Raw genomic sequence first — 6,040 nt, 5'->3', positions numbered from 1 at the left:
ATTCCGGCTCTGCCTCCGAATCACGCTGCGGTATCGAAAGATTACAGTGCGTACCTGATAAGAGCACCAATCAACGGACTAGGGATTTCTTGGATTGCACCGTCGAAAGAAGCCCAACCTAACCAGAAGTACCAAACTTAGCTAAAGGAACAAGCTAAGAAGCCATGACCCAATAACCGATCATGGAGAAAAGCAAAGACAGAATGATGATGTCGCTTCGCTCCGTTTTGATTAGTACCACATTGGGGCATTAGGTGTGTATTTGATTTTTATTAGTCGTCCCACTTAAAATAGGCTAAATGAGCTAAAGAATTGTCCATGTCGTACGTGGTCTTTGTGGTATTAGTAAGCGTTAGATCGTCATCCCAAAAAGAAGCGTCTTCGGGGCCCATAATCTTCAATGCACCTATTGTGCTACCATAACCCATTCCAACATGCTTAGCTGTCTGAGTAGCAACTTCTGACAAATCAAGGTCAGTATCCGAGTTATAACTATTAACTAATGCATTAGATATACTCGATACGCCAATACCAACTCCAACAGCCATTCCAATCTTAGATTCTTTTGATAAACTCAAACCATTAGTATCAACCACTTTCTCCACAAGGTACTGCACCGCAGAAGACCCAGCGACTGAACCAATAATGCTTGCAACAGAAGATACACCGCTATTAGTGTCGTTATTGCAAACTGCATTTAGTGTAGAGCTAACCCCCCCCACAGTGGCAGCTAGAATTACTCTGGTGATAAGACCTTTTCGCGCTCGTTCATGTGTCATCATAGCTAATGGCTCGCTACTCTGACTTACCTTATCGTCTTTCATTTTTATCCTTATAATCCATTTGCAACGTTTTACTATTTTATCACACCCCCCGCTAAAACTTACCAATAATCAATAAGGTCATGGAGACAGTCCTAGGTGGTCATCAAAAACCATAAATGTATGGATACACAATCAAGCTCAAAGTCATAGAGAACGAAAATTTACTCAAGAAAATCACGCAAGAATGGAAAATACTGAAAATTGTAATGAGCCTATCGATTTTTAGTGCGACTAATCCACGTTATGTAAAAAGCCAGCAATTTGCTGGCTTTTTAGCTTTTAAATAATACCATTTGAAGTACGTGTACCATTAAAAAAGATACACGTACTTCAAAAGGGTAGATTACCGTGCAAACAGCCTTAATGCGACAGAACCGTTCACAATAAGCGTTAGTGGGTATAAATTTTAATAATTATAATTTTTCGTAGGTATGTACTAAAATGATGATAGGTAAAATAGAAAGAAATATAAATATTAGTAACACTTACCTAAAATTGTCTCAAGAAGATGAAAGTGCCGCTTCAGAGTTAGCAAAGTTAGGTAAATATCGGGTTGCTTGTTATTTGATTTTACAATCAATGGAGAAGTTAATAAGGAGTAAGATTTTTTCACTTATCAATGCAGATAACGATTTTTTTAGAGATGAAAATAGAAATCATTCTATAGAATCAGCATTTGATATGCTCATTAATATACTATCAACCGATAATATTCAGAAAGAGCAAATTCGAGCACAATTCGCTTCTAATGTTTTGCTTAAAACTAACTCGAACCACTTACACAATAACTTGAGATACCCATATTTCCAAAAAAGAAAATCTCATTATGTTCTATTAAATGTTGATGCCAGCGATTACGAAATTTTGGTTTCTAGATTAAATGTATTGAAATCATTTATCAAAGATATACATCTTCTTTAATTTTGTGTTACTCAATACTGAATTTTTAAATTGGAACTGTAATTTCTGAAGAAAGAGAGCATAGAGGCCTAAATCAAGCTTCTGCATCTCAGTTATGTGGAATGACTCAGTCAACATTAGCCAGGGTTGAAATTGGTAGGGCATCGACCATAGAAAATGTATTAAAAATTTCTCATGGGTTTGAATTGGAACCATGGCAGCTCTTTAAAGTTGCTGACGATAGAGTTAAAGCTCTTAAATCTCAGGGTTATGAGGTTGAAACGGAGCTGCCATCAGAGAAAGAACTAAAGGAAAATAGTGCTGAATGGGTAACAACAAAAACAATTATAACTCGAGCATCCATAATCGGACTGACTGCAGCCGGTGTTGCAATTGTTGATGGCGTAATCCCTTATATAAATAAGTTTATGAAAAAGAAGTAAATCTCTGAGAGTTATATTCCACACTGATTGCGGCGGGGTTATTCATTAGAATTCGACGTAATGACATTCCTAATCAAACTCCATGACCTAACCAACTGTTTGGTTAGGTCATGGAGATAGTCCTAGGTGGTCATCAAAAACCATAAATGTATGGATACACAATCAAGCTCAAAGTCATAGAGAACGAAAATTTGCTCAAGAAAATCACGCAAGAATGGAAAATACTGAAAATTGTAATGAGCCTATCGATTTTTAGTGCGACTAATCCCTTTTATGTTAAACGCTACAAGTCTTTCATGTGGCGTTTTATCGCACCTTCATTTTCATCCAGCCATTCTTTAATCCGCTCTTCTTCCTCTTGCTCTTTACGCCACTTATCAAGGTCTTCTTGCCTATACTTTCTTTTCCTTGAAACGATTTGATTCAATCTTTTCCATTTTCGCATTTCTGTTTCTGGTTTCGTTTTCATGTAATCACCATCGGCTAATAAATAAACAAATTGTTCTTGCTTTTGATTATCAAAGAGTAAATCACAATATCAAACGATATTCCCCGATTTATCCACCGTGAATGTGGATTGTTTTAAGACTTACTAGAAGAATTTCACATGAAATAAAAACTTGTTAAAAACGCACTCAAAAGCTCGCAAAACCGTTCTAAACTTTCAACGTGGTTTTGGGTGTTTTATAGGGGGATCGTGTCTTAAAATCGATTTGAGGGGATTTAATGCGGATGAATGGGCGGTTTTAGCAAGTTAACTCGCCCATTTAACATAATGGGTCTTATACGTAGCCATTTTTAGATGACTTAATAAATTTCTAACCTACAGATGTACAAAAGCCCCGTGACAGTATCACAGGGCTTTGGTACTCTGAATCGGTGCATTCGCTGCTACGATTAGAAAGCTCAATCCAATCTTAGCAGCGTGAGAGACGCTTGTCACGTTCTCATTAAATACCAGCCAACGACATTAACCCAAATGCACCACTTGATTGACTCGGACTTGGCTCGGTCCCCGAAAGGATAAACAGGCAAATTGTGGTAATAACGTACCGGAAAACGAAATTCCGGCTCTGCCTCCGAATCACGCTGCGGTATCGAAAGATTACAGTGCGTACCTGATAAGAGCACCAATCAACGGACCAGGGTTTCTAGGATTGCACCGTCGAGAGAAGCCCAAACTGACCAGAAGTACCAGACTTAGCTAATGGAACAAGCTAAGAAGCCATGACCCAATCACTGATCATGGAGAAAAGCAAAGACAAAAAGACGTTGTCGCTTCGCTCCGTTTTGATTAGTACCACATTGGGGCATTAGGCACTTTTTTGCTCAAAATTTGAGCCTGAGAGTTCAAATAGGCATGAAAAAATTCAAAGCCAAACCAATTTTAAATTGTTCGTAGTCAATAGGTTGTCTCATGTATTCGATTCCTGTTATGGAAATCAACCCCATTCAACCATAAAAAAGGGAAGCCGGTAGGCTTCCCTTGGAAACGTCGATATTCAATACCGAGCAAGTGAGAATAGTAATACTAGCTTGCTTCTCTGGTATGGCAACTATTAGTTTTTAGGCTCAACGGAGAAAAAAGAACGTTTAATGCAGTTTGCAATTGCAATAAAATCAGGCTGATAACCGTAGTTAATCCACGTTATGTAAAAAGCCAGCAAATTGCTGGCTTTTTTGCTTTTAAATAATAGCATTTGAATCACCCTGTACCGCTAAAAAAACCATACGTACTTCAATTTGAACCTAGCGGTGTTAATATAGAATCATCATAATAGTGATAATTAGAAGTGAATACGGAGAGAAAGATGCATTTTGATATAGCCAATGACACCCTTTTGGGGATCAAGGATCTATGTGAAAAATTAGGTATCAGTAAATCAACGCTGAATAGAATTCGACGTAATGACATTCCTAATCAAATTCCTTTCCCTCAACCAACCGTTTGGTTAGGTCATGGAGATAGCCCTAGGTGGTCATCAAAAATCATAAATGTATGGATACATAATCAAGCTCAAAGTCATAGAGAACGAAAATTTGCTCAAGAAAATCACGCTAGAATGGGAAATGCTGAAAATTATAACGAACCTACCGATTCTAAGTGCAACTAATCCCTTTTATGTTAAATGGGCGAGTTGATTAGCGAAAACCGCCCATTCATCCCCATCAAAGCCCCTCAAATCGATTTTAAGACACGATCACCCTATCAAACCCCAAAAATCACGTTGAAAGTTTAGAACGGTTTTGCGAGCTTTTGGGGGCGTTTTTAACATCATTTGATTAGCAATGAGATCTCACCGTTAACCCTCAAAACAATGACTTTCATTTTGCCACTCATGAAACGATGAACGGGCAGATAAAATTTTTATCTGCCTGTGAATCGTTGGACAAGCGCAGCGCGTCAGAAAAAAGACTCGTAGAGGCTTCGGGGTATCAGGGATCCCCCTGAGTACGCGACTGTAGACAAACGGCAATAATGTCCCCATTATGTCCCCGTTTGTCTGCGGTCGATGTCGTGCCTGTAATTTTGTATTTTGCGATATTTTTAACAAACCAATTAAAAACGCATAGGTAACACACCTTAGAGCCTTGTACGTCAACGTTTTTAGACAACAAAAAAAAAGGGGAATTAATGGCGGAGAGCAAAAAAACAACAACGGTGAGCTTTAGAATTGAAGATGATCTCAAAGATAAACTTCAAATCATTGCTGAACGAGAAAATAAAACTATCACCAACAAAGCACGTGAAATCCTCGCTGAATCACTCCATCTTTCACCGAGAAAAACGCTCACAGAACGTTTACAGGATGATGTCACCCGTATTGACCAAGAACTGCGCCACAACCTCCGAAAATGGAACTTAGAAGTCAATCATCAACTCAGCACGCTTAACGCCAGTCAAAAACTTCTGAATGATTTCAGTGAACGATACTCACATTTAAGGCAAGAACTGGATGATGAAAAAAAACGACATCAAAAAACACAACAAAAGCTGACTCGCTGGACGATAACCTTTTTCCTAACCGTTCTACTCAGTAATGCACTTATCATCACATTAATTTTATTTTTTAGGTGATCGGGATGGAAAAAAAAGAATTAGAGAGACTCGAAAAACATATCGCCGATGCTATCAGACAATCGGGGATCAAACCTGTAAGAGAATCGCTCAATAAAACTATTTTTTTACTGACCTTTGGTGGACTCAAAAGTATGCAAAAAGTGTTTGATGAAGCATTTGATGAAATCACCGAAGCCAGAAAATACCGATCATGGCAACGCATAACGGATTGTTTAAATGAGCATACAACCCATAATTTAAGCGTGCTTACCGTAAAAACTATGTACAAACGCGCCAAGAAAAAACGGGAAAATAATAAAACGGAGTGACCGAGTACCAATCAGCATCAGATGCACTTCCGCTTCCTCGATGAAAAATAAATTTTCATCTTGCGGCGAGCGTTGCGGATTTAAATATGACGGGATTTTTTTGTGATACTCCGAAAGGCACAGAGCCGAAATGATTGTGACATCACTTCGGCTCTGCTAATCTGATTCGGTGCATTCGTTGCTAAGATCAGACCTAGACAATCCAATCTTAGCAATGGGAAGCTAGCTTGTCACTACTTCCTTAAAACCATTCAAAGACATTAACTCAAATGCACCACTTGATTGACTCGGACTTAGCCCGGTCTCCGAAAGGATAAACAGGCAAATTGTGGTAATAAAACGTACCGGAAAACGAAATTCCGGCTCTGCCTCCGAATCACGCTGCGGTATCGAAAGATTACAGTGCGTACCTGATAAGAGCACCAATCAACGGACTAGGGATTTCTTGGATTGCACCGTCGAAAGAAGCCCAACCTAACCAGA

General features: G+C 38.8%; 7 protein-coding genes. 5 read left to right on the top strand and 2 right to left on the bottom strand.

The features are described from left to right. Nucleotides 1-272: 272 nt before the first annotated feature. Nucleotides 273-824 (bottom strand): hypothetical protein, encoded by a 552-nt coding sequence (locus tag FTV32_RS15610; protein ID WP_179991722.1) that lies wholly within the window; start codon nucleotides 822-824, stop codon nucleotides 273-275. Between the two features lie 441 nt (nucleotides 825-1,265). Here FTV32_RS15610 and FTV32_RS15605 point away from each other — a divergent pair, with 441 nt between their 5' ends. Further along, entirely contained in the window at nucleotides 1,266-1,745 is a 480-nt protein-coding gene (locus FTV32_RS15605; RefSeq protein WP_179991723.1) for a HEPN domain-containing protein, read from the top strand. A gap of 29 nt (nucleotides 1,746-1,774) precedes the next feature. Continuing rightward, nucleotides 1,775-2,167, top strand: coding sequence for a helix-turn-helix transcriptional regulator (locus tag FTV32_RS15600; RefSeq protein ID WP_179991725.1), 393 nt, complete (start codon nucleotides 1,775-1,777; stop codon nucleotides 2,165-2,167). 283 nt (nucleotides 2,168-2,450) lie between these two features. Here FTV32_RS15600 and FTV32_RS15595 read toward each other — a convergent pair whose 3' ends face one another. Then, nucleotides 2,451-2,636 (bottom strand): hypothetical protein, encoded by a 186-nt coding sequence (locus FTV32_RS15595; protein ID WP_179991721.1) that lies wholly within the window; start codon nucleotides 2,634-2,636, stop codon nucleotides 2,451-2,453. 1,342 nt (nucleotides 2,637-3,978) lie between these two features. Here FTV32_RS15595 and FTV32_RS15590 point away from each other — a divergent pair. The 3 genes from FTV32_RS15590 to FTV32_RS15580 all read left to right on the top strand — a co-directional run bounded on the left by FTV32_RS15590 (nucleotide 3,979) and on the right by FTV32_RS15580 (nucleotide 5,557). Further along, nucleotides 3,979-4,281, top strand: a complete 303-nt coding sequence (locus tag FTV32_RS15590) for an AlpA family transcriptional regulator (RefSeq protein WP_179991724.1) — start codon at nucleotides 3,979-3,981, stop codon at nucleotides 4,279-4,281. Between the two features lie 521 nt (nucleotides 4,282-4,802). Next, complete coding sequence (locus tag FTV32_RS15585; RefSeq protein ID WP_108479727.1) at nucleotides 4,803-5,246, top strand: hypothetical protein; 444 nt, start codon at nucleotides 4,803-4,805, stop codon at nucleotides 5,244-5,246. A gap of 5 nt (nucleotides 5,247-5,251) precedes the next feature. Next, complete coding sequence (locus FTV32_RS15580; protein WP_179996778.1) at nucleotides 5,252-5,557, top strand: hypothetical protein; 306 nt, start codon at nucleotides 5,252-5,254, stop codon at nucleotides 5,555-5,557. Nucleotides 5,558-6,040: the final 483 nt, after the last annotated feature.

This window comes from Acinetobacter sp. YH16032, from assembly GCF_013417345.1.
GTDB lineage: Bacteria > Pseudomonadota > Gammaproteobacteria > Pseudomonadales > Moraxellaceae > Acinetobacter.
This window is presented reverse-complemented; position numbering and strand designations above follow the sequence as displayed.

What these genes read in the sequence shown, in the direction of transcription:
- FTV32_RS15610 (WP_179991722.1), bottom strand. Translation starts at nt 824, where the DNA reads ATGAAAGACGATAAGGTAAGTCAGAGTAGCGAGCCATTAGCTATGATG.
- FTV32_RS15605 (WP_179991723.1), top strand. Translation starts at nt 1,266, where the DNA reads ATGATGATAGGTAAAATAGAAAGAAATATAAATATTAGTAACACTTAC.
- FTV32_RS15595 (WP_179991721.1), bottom strand. Translation starts at nt 2,636, where the DNA reads ATGAAAACGAAACCAGAAACAGAAATGCGAAAATGGAAAAGATTGAAT.
- FTV32_RS15590 (WP_179991724.1), top strand. Translation starts at nt 3,979, where the DNA reads ATGCATTTTGATATAGCCAATGACACCCTTTTGGGGATCAAGGATCTA.
- FTV32_RS15585 (WP_108479727.1), top strand. Translation starts at nt 4,803, where the DNA reads ATGGCGGAGAGCAAAAAAACAACAACGGTGAGCTTTAGAATTGAAGAT.
- FTV32_RS15580 (WP_179996778.1), top strand. Translation starts at nt 5,252, where the DNA reads ATGGAAAAAAAAGAATTAGAGAGACTCGAAAAACATATCGCCGATGCT.